Genomic DNA, 17,080 nt, shown 5'->3' on the forward strand with positions numbered 1-17,080 from the left:
TCAGACGATGTTCAGCTCGGGGCGGGCGGCCGCGGTGGCGAAGCGTGCGGCGTTGAGGCTGGAGACGTCGATGAACGGTTCCTCGCCGAGGTAGAGGTCGCGCACCACCTCACCGACGGCCGGCCCCATCAGGAAGCCGTGCCCGGAGAAGCCGGTCGCGTAGAGGAAGCCCTCCACGGTGTCCGCACGTCCGATGAGGGCGTTGTGGTCCGGCGTCATCTCGTACAGGCCGGCCCACCCGCCGGCGATGCCGAGCTCGCCGATCGTCGGAGCTCGCCGGCCGATCGCCTCGCCGAGGCGGGGCAGCCACGCGTCGGACCGGTGGAGCTTGAAACCGGGAGTCTCCTCCGGGTCGGACATGCCCAGCAGCAGGCCCCGTCCCTCCCCGTGGAAGTAGAAGGAGGTGTCGAAGTCGATGGTGAAGGGCGTGTGCGGGTCCAGGCCGGGCAGGGGTTCGGTGACCACGATCTGCCGGCGCAGGGGTGTCACCGGCAGGTCGACCCCGACCCACGCCCCGACCTCGGCCGACCAGGCGCCGGCGGCACAGACGACCGACTCGGTCCGGATGATCCCCGCCTCGGTGCGCACACCGCTGATCCGCCTGCCAGTCATGTCGATACCGGTGGCCGCGCAGTGCGGTACCAGCGTGACCCCGCTGCGGCGGGCGGCCGATGCGTAGCCCAGCACGACGGCCTCGGGGGTGCAATGGCCGTCGGTCGGTGACCAAGCTGCTGCGAGCAGTCCCTCGGTCGAGATGAGCGGCGAGAGCCGTTGCGCCTCGGCGACGCTGATCATCCGGCTGGGCACACCCACGGCGTTCTGCCGGGCGACGTTGACCTCGAACGCGGCGACCGCCTCCGGGGTGCTGAGCAGGAACAGGTAGCCGACCTCACGGAAGTCGATCTCCTGACCGAACCGCGCTGGGAAGTCGCGGAACGTGTCCAGGCTGCGGGCCCCCATCATGATGTTGACCGGGTCGGAGAACTGCGCCCGGACTCCCCCGGCCGCCCGGCAGGTCGAACCCGACCCCAGCGCGTCCTGGTCCAGCAGCACGACGTCGCGCACCCCGCTCCGCGCCAGGTGATAGGCCGAGCTGAGGCCGACCACTCCGCCACCGAGGACGACGACCGAGGCGGAGGCGGGCGGCCGGCGTCGGGCAGCAGTCATTCCGGTCCTCCGTGGACGTTCGGCGGCTGGCGCACGGGCCATCTTGCTGCGCCGCAGCCTGCAGCACCATCGAGGCTTGTCCGGCGGTTCCGTTCAGGTTTCCTTCATGGACGCCGCCCTCGATCTGACGAAGCTGCGCACGCTGGTCGAGATCCGGGCCGGCGGGAGCATGACCGCAGCAGCGGCAGCCCTCGGCTACACCACGGGTGCTGTGTCTCAGCAGATGGCCGCTCTGCAACGTTCGGTCCGGACCGAGCTGTTCATCCAGGTCGGGCGGCGGGTGCAGCTCACCGACGCCGGTCACCTCCTCGCCGACCACGCCGTGGACCTGCTCGCCCTGGCCCGGCGGACCGAGCAGGCGTTGGCGGGTCTCCCAGGACGGCCGCGCGGTCGGGTACTCGTCGGCGTCTTCGGTACTGCCGCAGCCGCGCTGCTCCCCCGGGCCGTCGCCCGGATCCGACAGCAGTCGCCCGGAGTCCGCTTGCACTCGGTCGAAGTCGACGTGGACGACGCCACGTCCAGCGTCGCGGTCGGGCGGGTCGATCTCGCCTTCGGCGTGGACTACCCGCAGGCTCCGGTGCCCCGGGCCGCCGACGTCGCGCTGGCCGTACTGGGCACCGAGTCCTTCTCCCTGGCCATCGGCGCCGGGCGGTCGGCGCCCCTGGGACGGGCTTCGCTGCAGGACTTCGCCGACGACGCGTGGATCCTGCCTCCCGAACACACCTCCTACGGCCGGGCCGTGCGGATGGCCTGCCGCCGGCTGGACTTCGAGCCCCGGGTGGAGCACACCGTGACCGACACCGCGTCGACGCTCGCCCTGGTCGCCGCCGGCCTGGGCGTCGCGCCGATCACAGACCTCATGCTGACCCTGCGCCGCGAGGGCCTGGTCACCGTGCCGCTGACCGACCGGATGGAACGGACCATGGTCCTCGCCCACCGCCGGCAACCGGCGCCGCAGCCCGCGGTGAAGGCGGTCATCGACGCCGTCCAGGACTCGATGGCGGTATCCGCCCCCGGGTGATCACCGTCCACCCCTTCAACCCCCACCGACGCAGGGCAGGTTCAGATGTGGCGCGTGGCGGCGCACCTGCGCCAGGGGCGACCGTGGGAGGCGATGGAGGCGTCCGGTGCGGCGGGACTTGCCGCCGGGTGCTCTGTGGTCGTGCAGCCTTCCGGACGAACCGAGGTGACTCAGGCGGTTGTCCCGTCCCTCGCCGTTCACCCCGGTACGTGGCCGTCCACGTCCCGTTCGGTGTGGGGGTTGCTGTAGGCGGCCACCTCCGTAGGGCCGAGGTGGCCGTCGATCATGCTGCTGTCCTCCGCCCGCCTTCCGCGGTGTCGCGCTCCAGCGCTGACCAGGCTCATCGGCGCCGCGCAAGACGTCGACGGCCGTACAGCCTCCAGCTTCGGTGAGCGACACCCCGCCCTCGTCCCACGGGCGACCGATCATCGAGCGGCGACTGGATCGACGAGGCATGGCTCGCGCACAAGGGGACAAGTCATCTCGCTCCCCGATGATGCTGCCCGGAGTGATCCTGCCGGACGCACCGGTGCACCACAGTGGCACCGGTGTACAGCGCGGGGGGCGAGAACTCCGCGGCAGCGCTCGGGCCGAACGCGCCTCCGATTGGATGAGATCAACACGCCTTGTGCACCTGCACAACGCTCTAGATGACTTGTGCCCCCTCGAGCACCAGAGCTCGCCATGGCACGTGGGGAACGGTGTCGTGACCGGGGTCTATCCCGATGAGTCGGGTGGCACCTATTCGTGCAGTCTCGTGAGCGGCGCTGAAGTCGAACGACATCGCGCTCGAGTACATGAACCCATCCGCCAGCTGCCTCGTGGACCAGTCGATCACCGATGAATGTCCATGGATCTGACTGAACGGCATCTTCGCACCCGCGTTCGCCCAACTGGGTATCAGTTCGAAGGCCGCCGACGCCCACAACGGACCGGCGCGCAGGCTGACCTTCCCTACGCCGAGCATGTGACCAGTGCGGAACAGGGACCCATCCCCCGTGCCGATCAACTCATTGAGGCGAACACCGGCCAGCTCGGCGGACCGGGGCGAGTGGAGGATCCTCCTCCAGAAGCCCTCAGTGATCCCGGCGTGGGTGACGACGAATTCCTCGTCCCCGGTGCGAATGGACGCGGCGGCTCGCATGAGGCCGAACGTCCACCACGACCGAACGAGCTCTGCCGCGGCTCCCGAGATCGTCTGATGCCACGTGAACACCGGGTCACTCACGTACTGTGCCTCGTGGTTCCCCAGTAGCTGGACCCAATTGTGGGGGTACTTCCGCAAGAACTTGTCCACCAGTTCGACAACTGCTTCGGAGTGGCTGCCGCGGTGGATCAGGTCACCGACCTGGATGACCTGGAGATCCGAGGGCATCTCCAGCGCATCTGGGTCGCAGCCGAGGCGGAACAGTTCAGCGCGAAGCTCCTCGATGTGCCCTCCGACGTCTCCGATGACCGCTACTCGCCCGACGGGCGAAGGCGTCCTAGTCATGCACCCGGCCGCTCCGTGACGTGGACAGGACCTCGTGGTCGGGGATGTCGGCGCGGATCATCCCGACGCCGGCGCTCGGCATGGGAACAGGCGAACGCCTGCTCTGGAGTCCCACGTCCCTCAACCATCCATACCGACCACGGTGGCAGTGACAAGCGCTCAGGTTCCTGTTCCCGGGGCGGGGGTCGTTGCGGCGTTGAGCACGCTCGTGGTCCCCGCGGCTAACGCCGCCGGCACCTTGCACCCGGCGATGCTCAACGGCGAGTTCCACGGCAGGACCGCCCCCCGCCACCCCCAGTGGCTCCTGCCAGGCGGCACCAGCCACGTCGGTGGCGAGGTGGCGCCGGTCGGCTGGGTCGGGAGGCTCGCGTCGGTCATGCAGTTCCCCGGTCGGGGGGGTGCGAGTCGTCGGGCGGCTGGGCGCTGGTGGCGATGTGCGCCTCCCGAGCGACGCCTCGAGATCGGCCCAGGGTGGCCGGCGCCGGGGCAGCCGACCGATCGGCCGTTCGATGCGCTCTGCCGGTCGGCGCTACAAGTCGGGGTGGTCAGCCCTTGCCGCGTGGCCCGCGACTGTGTGCCTTCGGGACGACCGTGGTGCCGACGGCCCGCACGACGACGACGGGCTCGTCCAGCACGTCGGCGCCGGAAGGGGTCTGGTCGTAGCGGGAGGAGATCACCTTGCGGGCCTCCAGTTGGACCGTGCGGCTGGTGGTGCCGATCCGCGTGACGGTCCCGGTGATCTCGAGGAAGTCGCCGGTGTAGACCGGCGCCAGGAACTCGACCTTGTCGTAGCCGACGAAGAGCCCTTCGTCGCCGTCGGTGATGATCGCGACCTCGGTGACGATGTCGCCGAAGAACTTGAGCACCCGCGCACCTTCGACGAGGTTGCCCCCGTAGTGGGCTTCCTCCTGGCCGATGCGCAGGCGCAAGGTGCTGATGATGGGGTCGGTCTGCTCGGTCATGGCTTCGGTCCTCCGGTAGTTGGTGGGACGGTGCGGGTCAGACGGTGCGGGTCAGCGCCGCGTCGACGGCAACTGCCCGAGTCCTGCTGACGATCACGGGGTTGATGTCGATGGCACTGATGTCGGCCGAGGAAGAGCCCAGCCGGCTGACCGCGCACAGGGCGCGGATGACCCCGTGGCGGTCGAGGGCGCCGCCTCGTGCGGCGGAGATCATGCGGCCGACCCGACTGCGGTCGAGGAAGCCGTTCGCGGTGCCTTCGTCCAGCTCACCGACGTGCACGTCGACGATGTCGAGGAACTCCGTCCACACGCCGCCAAGGCCGACCAGGCAGGTGGGCCCGAACACGGGATCGCGGTGGAAGCCGACGAGGACCTCCAGGTCTCCGCGGACCATCTCGGCTACGAGCAGGTCGAGCGGCAGCGCCTGCTCGGCCGCCCAGGTCAGCATGCGGTCGGCCTCGGTCCGGACCGTGTCAGGCGTGGCGATCCCGACGGCGACCAACCCCGCCTCCGTCTTGTGCAGCAGGCCTTCCGCGACTCCCTTGAGGACGACTGGACCGCCCAGTTCCGTGAACGCCGCCACGGCAGCGTCCGCGGTGGAGACGCGTACGGTGCGCGGCACGGTCAGGCCCAGCTCGGCAAGGGCAGCGAGCACCTCGTCCTCGGTGGACGGCAGCGGCCCGGTATGCCACGACACAGCTGGTCGGAGGGTCAGCGGGCTCGGAACTGCGCCCGCCTCCGCCCGACGACCGAGCGCGGCCAGGGCCGCCAGTGCGGGTCGGGCGCCGCGCAGCAACGGGATCTGCGCCTCCGCGCACAAGGCGGCGAGCTCCTCGGGCGGGTCCTGGCTGGCTGGGCTGAGGACCACGGGCACCGTCGTCGTCCCCGCGACAGCCTCCCGGAGCGCCGCTGCCAAGAAGAGCCCGAGGTCCTTCTCGTGGGTACCCGCGCTCTGCTGCTGGTCGATGCCCACGACGAGGAGGTCCCCGCCCTCGTCGGCGGCGACCCGCAGGGCCTGCGGGTAGATGGCCTGGTACTCGTCGGCGCCCCAGGGGTCCAGCGGGTTGCGCGGGGAGAACAACGGCCACCGCTCGGTCAGTGACCGGCGTGCGCGCTCGCTCAGGCGGGGCAGCTCCAGGCCGACGTCCGCGGCGATGTCGGCGAGCAGGTTGCCCTCCCCGCCGGAGTTGGTCACGAAGTGCGTCCGGCGACCGTTGATCGGCCGTCGGCTGCCGAGGATCTCACCCAGGGTCAGTAGCTCGTCGAGATCGGCAGCGAGGACGGCGCCAGCCTGGGCGAGGGCGGCCGCGGTGGTGCGCGCGGCGCCGGCCAGCCGACCCGAGTGGGCCTGCACGCCCTCCTGCGCCGTGGCCGAACGGCCCACGACGCATGCGGCGAGCGTCTTGCCCGCCTCGGCGAGCTCGCGGCAGGCGGCCAGCGTGTCCTCGCCGTCCCCGATCGCCTCCACGAAGGCCAGCACTGCCGTCGTCTCCGGGTCAGCAGCGAAGAACCGCAGGTGGTCGGCGAGCGACAGCACTGCCTCGCTTCCCGAGGAGACCACGGTCGAGAGGGGCACCCGCGGGCCTGCATTGACGAATGCCTCCGCGATGGCGCCACTCTGGGCGACGAGACCCACGGTTCCGCGCCGCAGTTGCGCACCGACGGTGCCGATGTAGGGGGCTGCACCGGTCACGAGGTCGAGCACGCCCATGCAGTTGGGGCCGACCACGGCGATCCCGTGTTCGTCGCGGAGCCGCTGGAGACCCTGCACCAGGTCGTGCGCCGCGGATCCGGAGTCGGTGTGGCCGGCTCCTGGGACGACGAATGTGCGGACGCCCGCGGCGAGGCCCTCCTCGACCACCCCGAGCACACGGTCGGCCCGGACCTGCACCAGGGCAAGGTCGACCGGTTCGTCGAGGTGCGCCAAGCTCGGCACCGTTGCGACCCCGCTGATCTCGCGGTGGCTGGGCGTGACGGCCACGAGCCGACCCGCGTACCCCAGCGCCCGGCTGTTCTCCAGCGCCACGCGGCCGACGAACCGCGACGGCGACGCACCGACGACCGCCAGGGACCGAGGCCTGTACCGCACATCCGGTGACATGGAACAAGGGTGGACGACTCAGCAGCCGGAGCGAGGGCGACAGTGTGCCGGGGACTGCGAGCTACGCCGGACGCTTCGTCGGGTCCTGATCCTGTTGTGACGCATGCAGCATCGGTGCATGTCTGATCTCCCCACTTCTGTCCGGGCTCTGGTCGCCGACGCCTCCGGAGCGGAATCCCGCCTGGAGTTCCGCTCACTGCCCATCGCCGACCTGGGTACCGGCGACGTCGTCATCGCCGTCGCCTGGTCGAGCGTCAACTTCAAGGACGGCCTCGCCTCCCGGAAGGACGGCAAGGTCGCGCGGATCGACCCGCTCGTGCCGGGCATCGACCTGGCCGGCACGGTCGCCGACCCCGGCAGCTCCGATCTGGTGGCAGGGCAGTCCGTCCTGGTGCACGGCTACGACCTCGGGGTCGCCCACCACGGCGGGTATGCCGAGTACGCCCGTGTCCCCGCCGACTGGGTGGTCCCGCTGCCCGACGGCCTGAGCGAGCGCCAGGCCATGACCGTGGGGACCGCAGGCTTCACCGCGGCTCTGAGCGTCGTCGCCCTCGAGGAGCACGGCCTGGCTCCCGGCACCCGTCCGGTCCTGGTGACCGGGGCCACCGGCGGGGTCGGCAGCGTCGCCCTGTCCATCCTCGCCGGGCGGGGGTTTGAGGTCACCGCGGTCACGGGCAAGGCCGAGGCCGCCGACTGGCTGCGCTCGCTCGGCGCGGCCGACGTCCTCGACCGTTCAGCGCTGGACGCCTCGCGCCCCCTCCAGCGGGAGAAGTGGGCCGGCGCGGTCGACTGCGTGGGCGGGGAGACGCTCGCCGCCGTCCTGGCCTCCCTGCGCTACGGCGCGGCCGTGGCCGCGTCCGGCAACACCGGCGGCGTCGCCGTCCCGACCACGGTCTTCCCCTTCATCCTGCGCGGCGTGAACCTGCTCGGCATCGACTCGGTCCAGTGTCCGATCGAGCGCCGTCGCGAGGTCTGGGCGCGACTGGCCAGTGACCTGCGCCCGTCGCTCGACGCCCTGGCCACGGACGAGGTGGAGCTGACCCAGGTTCCCGGCGCGCTCGAGCGCATCCTCGCCGGTGGCGCCCGCGGACGCACACTGGTGCGGGTCTCCTGAGAGCCCCCACCGGAGCACGCTGGACCCGCAGGCGCTGGACCTTCCCTAGGCTCATCGGGTCACCACCGACGAGCTGATGGCCGACGGGCTCAGCAGCACCATCCGAGGAGTGCACCGTGGCGAGCATGACCGTCAACGATGCACTGGCCGTGCCCGCGCTGCGCGGTGCGGGCCCGGTGCTGCTGGCCGGCGCCGCCGGACTGAGCCGCCAGGTGCGGTGGGTTCACACGACCGAGCTCGTCGACATCGCACCCCTCTTGCGCGGCGGGGACCTGGTGCTGAGCACGGGCATCGCTCTGCCCGACCGGGCCGCGGACCTGGCGGCCTTCGCCGAGAGCCTCGACCGGAGCGAGGTCGCCGGCCTGGTCATAGAGCTGGGACGGCGATGGGCGGAGGTCCCCGAGGCGCTGGTGGCCGCCTGCGAGCGGCTGTCGCTGCCGCTGGTCGCCCTCGCCCGTGAGGTCCGGTTCGCTGCCGTTGCCCAGGCGGTGGGCGAGCGGATCGTCGACTGTCAGCTGGAGGAACTCCGCGAAGCCCAGCGTGTGCACGAGGTCTTCACCGAGCTGAGCATCGCCGAGGCAGGCCCGGCGGAGATCTTGAGGTCGGTACAGCGCCTGGCCGGCGCCTCGGTCGTCCTCGAGGACGCGCAGCACCGGGTCGTCGACTACCGGTCGGGTCCTGGGGACGACGCAGCCTTCCTGGCGGACTGGTCGGCCCGCTCACGCGTCGTCGTGCTGGACGGCCGCACCGGGTGGGACGAGGCCAACGGGTGGCTCGTGACCGGCGTGGGCAAGCCGGAGCGCGGCTGGGGTCGACTCGTCATCGAATCACCGGGCAAGCCGCCCGAGCGCCTCGTGGCAACGGCGGAGCGAGCCGCGGCGGCGCTGGCGCTCCACCGGTTGCACGACCGCCAGCGCGACAGCCTGGTCCGGCGCACGCACCACGAGTTGCTGGTCCGGCTGCTCGCCGACCCCAGCGCACCCGACGTGCTGCAGCGCTGCGAGGTGGCCGGAGTCCCTCTGACCCGGCGCCGGCTCGTCGGCCTGGCGGTGCGCCGCCCGCGGTCGGCCGACGACCTCGGCCAGCGTGCCGGGTCGCAGCTGGACGCTGTGGTCGCTGCCGTCGTGCACGCCGTGCACGAGATGCGGGTCCCTGCGCTCGTCTGCGAGATCGACGGCGCGGTGCGAGCCCTGCTGTCCTTCGACTTCTCGACCACCGGCGTCGAGGCGACCGAAAACCTCGCCGGCCGCGTGCACCGGCGGGTTCCGGTGGTGATCGGCGCCGGCCGTTCCGTCGACCGGGTCAGTGACGCCGGGCGGACCCTGCGTGAGTCGCTGCACGTCGTGGACTCCGTGCGGCCGGGCGCGCGGGCACGCCCGGTGAACCGCCTGGAGGACGTGCATCTGCGGGGGCTGTTGACCATGCTGGCCGACGACGAACGGCTGCGGTTGTTCGCCGCGCGGGAACTCGACGCCCTGAAGGAGCACGACGCCCGCGCGCAGACCGGGCTGTTCCCCACGGTTCGTGCGTTGGTCCGTCATCCGGGCAGCAAGTCCGATGCAGCGGCCGAGCTGCACCTGTCCCGGTCGGCCTTCTACGACCGGCTCGCCAAGGTGGAACGGCTGCTCGGTGTCGACCTCGACGATCCGGACATCCTGGCGTCCCTCCACGTCGCCGTGCTCGCCGACGAGGTGCTCGGCGACGGAGCCGGATGAGCAGGCAAGCACCGGGCTCTCCGCCCGCGTGCACACAGGCCGGGGCTCCCTGTCCCTCGCCGCGGGGCCACCTGGTCGACCAGGTACCCCCGCGGCGTTGCGGCGACGCAGGAACCCCGTCGGTTCAGGCGGTCATGATCCGGGTTGAGTGGTGGTCGCCGTCCCCCCCGGAGGGGCTGGTGAAGATGACGTCGTGCCAGTCCTTGCGCGGCTGCGGGGAGAGGGCCGACATGATGTGCTTGACCTGGGTGTACTCGTCGAACGAGTAGGTCGACAGGTCCTTACCGAAGCCGGAGGCCTTGTACCCGCCGTGCGGCATCTCGCTGATGATCGGGATGTGGTCGTTGATCCACACGCAGCCGGCGGCGATCGCGGCGGCGGCTCGCTGGGCGCGGAACACGTCGCTGGTCCACGCCGAGGCGGCGAGCCCGTAGGGGGTGTCGTTGGCGAAGGTCAGGCCCTCGTCGTCGCCGTCGAAGGGCAGCGCGACCAGGACGGGGCCGAAGACCTCGTCCTGGACGATCTCCGAGTCCTGCGCCGCGTCGACCACGAGCGTGGGCTCGTAGTAGGCACCCGCCTCGAGCGCGCCGGTGCCGGGGCGACCGCCGGTGACCACCTTGGCGCCGGCCTGGCGCGCGCGGTCGACCATGCCGGCGACGTTGTCGCGGTGGTTGAGCGAGATCAGTGACCCGAGGTCGGTGGCAGGGTCGTCCACGGGGCCGACCACGACCTGGGACATGAGCTCGGCGACACGGCTGACGAAGGCGTCGTAGAGCGGACGCTGCACGTAGGCGCGGGTCGCCGCCGTGCAGTCCTGACCGGCGTTGATCAGCGATCCAGCGACCGCGCCGCGGGCGGCGGCCTCGAGGTCGGCATCGTCGAAGACGACGAACGGCGCCTTGCCGCCGAGTTCCAGGTGCACCCGCTTCACCAGTCCTGCGGCCAGCGATCCCACCCGGCTGCCCGCCCCGGTCGAGCCGGTGAAGGAGATCATGCTGACGTCGCGGTGTGTGACCAGCGCCTCGCCGACGACCCGGCCGCGCCCGGTGAGGATGTTGACCACGCCATCGGGGATGCCGGCGCGCTGCGCGGCCTCGGCGAAGGCGACCGAGGTGGTGGGGGTGAGTTCGGCGGGCTTGAGCACGATCGTGTTGCCGGCGGCGATGGCGGGCAGGATCTTCCAGGCCGCCATCTGCAACGGGTAGTTCCACGGGGCGATCGAGCCGATGACCCCGATCGGCTCGCGGCGGATCGTCGAGGTGTGCTCGCCGGAGTACTCGGCGCTGGCCTTGCCCTCGAGGTGGCGCGCGGCACCGGCGAAGAAGGAGACGTTGTCGACGGTGCCGGGAACGTCGAAGCCCCGGGTGAGCCTGATCGGCTTGCCGGCCTGACGGCTCTCAGCGGTGGCCAACTCGTCGGAGACGGCGTCGAGCTCGCCGGCCAGACGGTGCATCGCCGCCGAGCGCTCGGCGGGCGTCGCGCCGGCCCAGCCAGGGAACGCGGCCTTCGCGGCGGCGACGGCGTCCTCGACGTCGTCTGTCGAGGCCAGGGTGTCGGTGGCGATGACATCGCCGTTCGAGGGGTTGGTGACCGTCAGAGGGTCGGACGAGCTGCCGCGGCGACGTCGGCCGTTGATGAACTGCTGGCCCGTGTCGTCGGTGGCAGGTGAGGCGGCGGAGGCGGACATGGTGCTCCTCAGGTGCGGGTCGGGGTCGGGTGTCGGTCGGTTCGAGGGCGTCCGCGCGGTCAGTCGCGGACGGTGCTCCAGATGTCGCCCACGGTCAGACCCGTGGGGAACGGGTCGTCGGGCTGCAGGACGTGCTGCGCGTAGCCGGTGATCCACGCCCGCCCCTGAATCGAGGGGACCACGGCGTCGAGCCCGCCCACGGTGGTGCGCTCGTGCAACATGCCGCGGAACGTCGTGCCCAGCACGCCCTGGTGGACGAACGGCACATCGAGCTCGAGCTCACCGCGGGCATGGAGGGCCGCCATGCGCGCTGAGGTGCCCGTGCCGCAGGGTGAGCGGTCCAGGGTCCCCCGCCACGAGGCCGGGTCGTCGAGGCTGATCCGCCCGGCGGGCAGGACGACGCTGTTGCGCCCCGAGACCCCGGCAGACTCGGCGGGCCCGTGCAGCATGACCAGGGCGATCTCGCTCATGTCCGACTTCTCCGGGTGGGTGACGGGCACGTGCTCCCGAGCGGCCGCGAGCAGCGCTGCCCCGGCGCGGGCGATCGCGGGGGCGTGCTCGGGACCGAGCCCCACCCCCATGTCGGCCGCCCGCGCCTGCACGTAGAACTGGCCTCCGAAGGCGATGTCGGCGGCGATGGTGCCGTACTCGGGGACGTCGATCGGGCGGTCCAGCGCCACTGCGAACGAGGGCACGTTGCGCACCCGGACCCAGCGCACCCGACCGCCCTCCACCCGGGCGGTGGCCTCGACCGGGCCGACGGCGGTGTCGATGCGCACGACCGTTTCCGGCTCGGTCGCCGGCAGGTTGCCGGTCTCCAAGAGGGCCGTGACCGCGCACATCGTGTTGCTCCCCGACATCGGTCGGAACCCGCCCTGCTCGAGGACGATGATCCCGACGTCGGCACCGGGGTCCAACGGCGGCAGCACGAGGACCGCGCACATCGAGGGGTGCCCGCGCGGCTCGCGCAGCAGCAACCGACGCAGCCCGTCCAGCTCCCTCGTACACCAGCGCATCCGCTCGGGCCAGGTGGAGCCGCGTACGAGCAGGTGAGCGCCGAGCAGGATCCGCCCGGGCTCTCCCTCGGCGTGCACGTCGATCGACGAGATGGTCGTCGTACCGGTGGAGGACGAAGTCACCATGTTGGGCCTTCCTGTCCGGGACTCCGGTTCGGGCCCGGCATCGGAACGGGGGCTTGACGAACCGCGTGACGGCCCTCACTCTTTCGGGGTAACTGCAGATTGTCAAACAATCTGTGGCGCACGGGCGAACCCGCTCACCCCGTCGTCCGTGGAACCCCAGCTCCGACCGAGAGGCACATCGTGACCCACACCGACCTCACCGGCGTCCTCGTCGCGCTCCCCACCCCCTTCACCGCCGACGGCAGCGAGATCGACGCCGCGGCCCTGGACGCTCACGTCGACCGGCTGATCCGGGAGGGCGCGCACGGTCTGGTCCCCGGCGGTAGCACCGGGGAGTTCACGACCATGACCCTCGACGAGCGCAAGCAGCTCACCGAGCTGGTCGTCAAGGCTGCTGGTGGCCGGGTGCCCGTGGTGGCCGGCACCGGGGCGCTCTCCACCCGGGATGCGGTCGACCTCGCCGGGCACGCCGCCGGGACCGGCGCCGCGGCGCTGATGGTGGTGCCGCCGTTCTACGACGCGGTGGACCTCTCCACGTTCAAGGAACTGCTGCGCGAGATCTACGCCGCCTCGCACCTGCCGATCATGTTCTACAACATCCCGTCGGCCAGCGGTCTCAGCCTGTCCCCCGCCGAGATCGCCTCGCTGGCCGAGGTCGAGGGCGTGCGTTACCTCAAGGACACCTCTGGCGACGCCGTCGGGCTGACCGAGCTCCTGCAACTCCACGCGGACCGGATCACGGCCTTCAACGGCTGGGACACCCTGACCTTCTACGGCATCGCCGCCGGCGCCAAGGGCTCGGTGTGGGGGGCGACCAACGTCATCCCGGAGCTGTCCCGGCAGCTCTGGGACGCCCTCGCCGTGGACGGCGACCTGGTCCGCGGCCGGGAGCTGTGGGCGAAGATCTACCCGATCTGCCGCTTCCTCGAGCAGCACCACTACGCCTCCGCGGTCAAGACCGGCATGCAGCTGCGCGGCTACGCGACCGGACCGGTGCGCAAGCCCTTCGCCCTGCTCGACGGCGAGCCCCGGGCCGAGTTCGCCCGGCTGCTGCGTGCCGCCGGCGTCGAGGTCGTGGACTGATGCCGCCGTTCCGCGACCGGACGAGCTGCTGAGGACATGATCCGACGCCGGATGGGGGTAGCGCAGTGAAGATCGTGGTGGTCGGGGGTGGCATCGTCGGACTGGCGAGCGCCTATGAGCTCGTCCGTGACGGGCACGACGTGACCGTTCTGGACGCCGGCGCGCTGGGTGCGGGGGCGTCACACGGGAATGCGGCCAAGATCACGATGGCCGAGGCGACGCCGGTGCCGGCGCCGGGGATGGTGTTGCAAGGCCTGAAGTGGATGCTGAAGGCCGACAGCCCGCTCTTCGTGCAGCCGTCGCTGTCGCCGACCTTCCTGCGGTTCATGCTCACGATGGCGCGCCACTGCAACGAAGGCGACTTCCGGCGTTCCCTCAACGTCCACCTCGAGATGGCCTCGACCTGCGTCGAGGTCCTTGACGAGTGGGCCGACGACGGGCTGTCGTTCGAGATGCACCGCAAGGGCGTGCTGCTGGTCTTCGAGAACCGGGAGAGCTTCGAGCACCGGGTGGCGCTCAACGACGCGTTCGCGCCGTTCGGGATGACACCCGACCTGCTCGATGCGGACGCGCTGCACGACCGCGAGCCGTGCCTGTCGGAGCGGGCACGCCACGCCCTGTTCTTCGCCGACGACCGGCAGGTCGAGCCGGACTCCTTGACCGGTGCGTTGGCGAAACGGTTGCGGGAGCTGGGAGCGCAGCTGCGCGAGCACACCCGCGTGCTGGACTTCGAGCAGACCGGCGACCGCGCCACGGCCGTGATCACCGACGGCGGTCGGTTCGAGTGCGACCAGGTCGTCCTCGCCACCGGGGTCTGGACCGGCGTGCTCGCCGCCAAGCTGGGTCCTGCTCTGCCCATCGGCCCGGGCAAGGGGTACAGCGTCGACTACTTCCCCTCCCCCGTGTCGCTGAACACGCCGCTGACCTTCGAGGACGCGCACGTCGCGGTCACGCCACTGGATGGGCGGCTGCGGCTGGCCGGCACGATGGAGTTCTCCGGCCTGGACACCGGCATCAACGCGCGCCGGGTCGAAGCGGTGAAACGGGCGGCCGCCTCCGGGTTCCGCGACTGGGACGAGCACACCCCGCACGCCGAGCCGTGGGCGGGTCTACGTCCGATGACAGCTGACGGGCTGCCGATCATCGGCCGGCTGCGCCCGGAGGGCAACGTCCTGGTGGCCTCCGGCCACGGCATGCTCGGCCTCACGCTGGCGCCGAGTACGGCGAAGACGGTGCGCGACCTCGCCCGCGACGTCGAGGCAGGCCGCCCGAGTCCGCTCACGGCCTACGGACCCGAGCGGTTCCTGCGGTCCTCCCGCAGGAGAGCCCGTCGAGCAGGAGCTCCCGCTCGACGGTGAGAACGGCACCTGCCATCGGCCATGAACCCGTCGACTGCAGGCCGCCCACACGCGTCACAACAGCGGCGCGGCAAACCGGGTCACACCGCCGACGCCGCGCGCGCTCGATCTGCCGCGCGCTGAGAACCGACGTGATCAGCCGAACCGCCGTGCTCCTGCGACGGGCCGCGTCCACGTCGGCGAGCAAGGAACCACGCACTGAGACACGGGGATCCGCACAGCAGACATCCGTAGCCGACCAAGGAGAGAGTCAGCATGTCCGGAACGCCAGAGGCCCTCCCGGTAGAGGGCGCGTACGAGGCGAGCGACGCCCATCTCAAACAACAGATCAGCCTCTGGGGGCTGATCGCCCTCGCGGTCAGTGTCCAGGTGGGATCCGGCTGGCTCCTCGCCACCCTCGCTGCGGCCAGCATCGCGGGGCCGGCGTCGATCCTCACCTGGGTGCTCGGCGCCGTCTTCTTCGGCATCATCGGCGTCACGTGGATGGAACTCGGCGCGATGCTCCCCCGATCCGGTGCAGGGGTGCGCTATCCCCGGTTGACGCACGGGGCGTTCCTCAGCTGGTTCAACGGCTGGGGCTACCTGATCGCGGCGTTGGCCCTGCCCGTGATCGAGGTCCAGGCGGTGCTGACCTACATCGGGGGCAACTGGCCGGAACTCGGTTTCCTGGAGGAACGGGCTGGCATCACGGTGCTCTCCTGGCCGCTCGGCATCCTCGTCGGCTTCGTCCTGCTCTTCGTCTTCTTCCTGCTCAACCTGTTCGGGGCGAAGCTGCTCAGTGAGTCCAACAAGTACGTGACCATCTGGAAGATCGTCATCCCGCTCGTCACGTCGTTCCTCATGTTCACCGCGTTCTCGTCGGCGAACTTCACCATCGGCGGCGGGTTCGCGCCGCTGGGCGGCGGCGCGGTCTTCGGCGCCCTCGCGACCGGTGGCATCGTCTTCGCTTACTCGGGTCTCCGGCAGATCCTCGACTTCGGTGGCGAAGTCGTGAACCCGCAGCGCAACATCCCGATCGCGATCGTCGTGGGCGGGCTGCTCATCCCGCTCGTCATCTACATTCTGCTGCAGATCGGGTTCCTCGGGGCGATCAACTGGGCTGACGCCGGGGTGGAGCCCGGTGACTGGACCGGCCTCCTCGGCAGCGACTGGGCGTCCGCCCCCCTGCTCAACGCCGTCGTCGCGGCCGGCTTCACGTGGTTCTCCGTCGTCCTGCTCTCCGACGCCGCACTCTCGCCGGCGGCCACCGGATGGGTGTGGCTCGGCATCGGCACCCGAACGGTGTACTCGATGTCGGTCAACAAGGAGGTCCCCGCGGTCTTCCAGCGGATCAACCGCCACGGGACCCCCATCGTGGCTCTGTTCGGGTGCACCGTGGTCGGCCTGCTGTTCTTCTTCCCGGCGCCGAGCTGGTACCTCTTCGTCGGGATGGTCTCCATCGCGCTGACCCTCAGCTACGTCATGGGCGGCCCGGTCCTGGCGGTGCTGAGGCGCACCGCGCCGGACCTCCCGCGTCCGGTCAAGCTCAAGGGAGTCACCTTCTGGGCCATGTCCGGGTACGTCGCCAGCCTCATGCTCATCTACTTCGCGGGATGGGTGCCGCTGATCAACCTCTTCACCATCGTCTTCTTCGCGCTCCCCATCTACGGCGCCTACACGAGTGCCCGGGAAGGGTGGAGCCGGCCCGTCCCGAGCCGGCTGCTCTCCGCCGCGTTCACGATCGCCTGGGTGGTCACCGCAGTCGGAGGTGGCTGGCTGGCCACCCTGGACCAGCAGCAGCGCGAAGGGAGCTGGGGGTTCCCGGTGTTCTTCACGGCGATCGTGCTGATCGTCGTCCTGTTCACGGCGGGCCTCTACGCGGTGAGCACCGACGTCGGCCGGCGGCACATCCACGGCGGGATCTGGCTGGTCGTCACGATCCTCGCCCTGTTGTTCCTCGCCTACGTCGGGCCGTTCGGACCCATGGAGGACCCTCTGCTGGACAATCCGATCGATCTGATCCTGATGATCCTGGTCGCCATCGGCTCCTTCCTCTGGTCGGTGCGGGCGGGCGGCCCCACCGAGGAGCTCACAGAGATCCTCAAGGCCCAGGAGGAACGCGACCGCGCGGCGGGCAACGTCCCCGCCTCGTCCAACCCCCGCACCGAGCCCGCCCGGCCGACCAAGGCCGTGGAAGGCTGAACTCATGACGCGAGCGGTCCGGGTGTTGCGTGTGAGGCGCCCGGGCCGCTCGCGCCC

General features: G+C 71.0%; 12 protein-coding genes. 6 read left to right on the forward strand and 6 right to left on the reverse strand.

Annotated features, from left to right (window positions below; translation table 11 throughout):
- Positions 1–1,167 (reverse strand): NAD(P)/FAD-dependent oxidoreductase, encoded by a 1,167-nt coding sequence (locus tag HL189_RS18890; RefSeq protein WP_369135268.1) that lies wholly within the window; start codon positions 1,165–1,167, stop codon positions 1–3.
- 106 nt (positions 1,168–1,273) lie between these two features.
- On the opposite strand from HL189_RS18890, the gene HL189_RS18895 reads away from it, so the two are divergent.
- On the forward strand, positions 1,274–2,188 hold the full coding sequence (locus HL189_RS18895; RefSeq protein ID WP_369135269.1) for a LysR family transcriptional regulator: 915 nt from the start codon (positions 1,274–1,276) through the stop codon (positions 2,186–2,188).
- Between the two features lie 646 nt (positions 2,189–2,834).
- Here the strand turns inward: HL189_RS18895 and HL189_RS18900 are convergent.
- The 3 genes from HL189_RS18900 to HL189_RS18910 all read right to left on the reverse strand — a co-directional run bounded on the left by HL189_RS18900 (position 2,835) and on the right by HL189_RS18910 (position 6,743).
- Positions 2,835–3,680, reverse strand: a complete 846-nt coding sequence (locus HL189_RS18900) for a metallophosphoesterase (RefSeq protein ID WP_369135270.1) — start codon at positions 3,678–3,680, stop codon at positions 2,835–2,837.
- 545 nt (positions 3,681–4,225) lie between these two features.
- Positions 4,226–4,642 carry a hotdog domain-containing protein gene (locus tag HL189_RS18905; RefSeq protein WP_369135271.1) on the reverse strand — a complete coding sequence of 139 codons (417 nt, stop codon included), beginning with the start codon at positions 4,640–4,642 and terminating at the stop codon, positions 4,226–4,228.
- A 37-nt stretch (positions 4,643–4,679) separates the two neighbouring features.
- On the reverse strand, positions 4,680–6,743 hold the full coding sequence (locus HL189_RS18910; RefSeq protein ID WP_369135272.1) for an acetate--CoA ligase family protein: 2,064 nt from the start codon (positions 6,741–6,743) through the stop codon (positions 4,680–4,682).
- 118 nt (positions 6,744–6,861) lie between these two features.
- Here HL189_RS18910 and HL189_RS18915 point away from each other — a divergent pair, with 118 nt between their 5' ends.
- Together HL189_RS18915 and HL189_RS18920 are read left to right on the forward strand one after the other, a co-directional pair.
- Positions 6,862–7,857, forward strand: coding sequence for an acryloyl-CoA reductase (locus HL189_RS18915; protein WP_369135273.1), 996 nt, complete (start codon positions 6,862–6,864; stop codon positions 7,855–7,857).
- 125 nt (positions 7,858–7,982) lie between these two features.
- Positions 7,983–9,572 carry a PucR family transcriptional regulator gene (locus HL189_RS18920; protein ID WP_369135274.1) on the forward strand — a complete coding sequence of 530 codons (1,590 nt, stop codon included), beginning with the start codon at positions 7,983–7,985 and terminating at the stop codon, positions 9,570–9,572.
- 124 nt (positions 9,573–9,696) lie between these two features.
- Here the strand turns inward: HL189_RS18920 and HL189_RS18925 are convergent, their stop codons facing one another.
- On the reverse strand, positions 9,697–11,259 hold the full coding sequence (locus HL189_RS18925) for a gamma-aminobutyraldehyde dehydrogenase (RefSeq protein ID WP_369135275.1): 1,563 nt from the start codon (positions 11,257–11,259) through the stop codon (positions 9,697–9,699).
- A 59-nt stretch (positions 11,260–11,318) separates the two neighbouring features.
- Positions 11,319–12,401, reverse strand: coding sequence for a proline racemase family protein (locus tag HL189_RS18930; RefSeq protein ID WP_369135276.1), 1,083 nt, complete (start codon positions 12,399–12,401; stop codon positions 11,319–11,321).
- A 180-nt stretch (positions 12,402–12,581) separates the two neighbouring features.
- Here HL189_RS18930 and HL189_RS18935 point away from each other — a divergent pair, with 180 nt between their 5' ends.
- The 3 genes from HL189_RS18935 to HL189_RS18945 all read left to right on the forward strand — a co-directional run bounded on the left by HL189_RS18935 (position 12,582) and on the right by HL189_RS18945 (position 17,023).
- On the forward strand, positions 12,582–13,484 hold the full coding sequence (locus HL189_RS18935; protein ID WP_369135277.1) for a dihydrodipicolinate synthase family protein: 903 nt from the start codon (positions 12,582–12,584) through the stop codon (positions 13,482–13,484).
- A gap of 65 nt (positions 13,485–13,549) precedes the next feature.
- Positions 13,550–14,842 carry an NAD(P)/FAD-dependent oxidoreductase gene (locus HL189_RS18940; RefSeq protein ID WP_369135278.1) on the forward strand — a complete coding sequence of 431 codons (1,293 nt, stop codon included), beginning with the start codon at positions 13,550–13,552 and terminating at the stop codon, positions 14,840–14,842.
- 255 nt (positions 14,843–15,097) lie between these two features.
- Entirely contained in the window at positions 15,098–17,023 is a 1,926-nt protein-coding gene (locus HL189_RS18945) for an APC family permease (RefSeq protein WP_369135279.1), read from the forward strand.
- Positions 17,024–17,080 lie beyond the last annotated feature (57 nt).

Source organism: Modestobacter sp. I12A-02662 (assembly GCF_041028325.1).
GTDB lineage: Bacteria > Actinomycetota > Actinomycetes > Mycobacteriales > Geodermatophilaceae > Modestobacter.